1 protein-coding gene is annotated in these 641 nt (G+C 54.8%); it reads right to left on the minus strand.

Translation table 11 applies throughout. The features are described from left to right. A partial coding sequence (locus L8U60_RS10730) for a YPDG domain-containing protein (protein ID WP_269966356.1) occupies positions 1-641 on the minus strand: 641 nt, incomplete at both ends.

Consider the following 641-nt stretch of genomic DNA (forward strand, 5'->3'; position numbering starts at 1 on the left):
CCATCCGGGTAGGTCACAACAACCGGAACCTCAATCTTGGAACCAGGCGTTGCATCCTCCGGAACCTCAACGGTGATCGAACCATCCTCATTGACGGTCACACCCTCAGGCGCACCCTCACCCTTAGTGAACTTCGTGCCCTCAGGAGCAGTGGTCTCCTCGCCGTTGTTGTCCTTGAAGACCGGCTTGTCGATCTTGACCTCAGAACCCGGCTTACCCGAACCATCGGTGTACTTCGGATCGAAGTGATCGTTGACGTTCGGAACCTTCGGATTGCTGTCATCCTCATCCGGGATGCCGTCACCGTCATCATCCGGATCCGTGACGTCAGGGTCACCGTCACCATCAGTATCCAGCTTGAAGTTCGCATCCGTCTTATCGGTGGAACCATCCGGGTAGGTCACCGTGACAGGAACATTGAACTCCTCAGCAGTCTCACCGCTGAGCTTCGACTCGTCCGGGAAGGTAACGGTGATCTCACCGTTGTTCTCATCAATGCTGACTTCGTAACCCTCAGGAGCAGTGAAGTCCTCACCAATAGTGAACTTCGAACCCTCAGGAGCCTTGGCTTCCTTACCATCCTTATCAGTAAAGGTCGGCGAAGACTTCGTCTCCTTACCAGGAACAACCAACTTGCCCTC

Source organism: Corynebacterium meitnerae, from assembly GCF_027570075.1.
GTDB classification, from domain to species: domain Bacteria; phylum Actinomycetota; class Actinomycetes; order Mycobacteriales; family Mycobacteriaceae; genus Corynebacterium; species Corynebacterium meitnerae.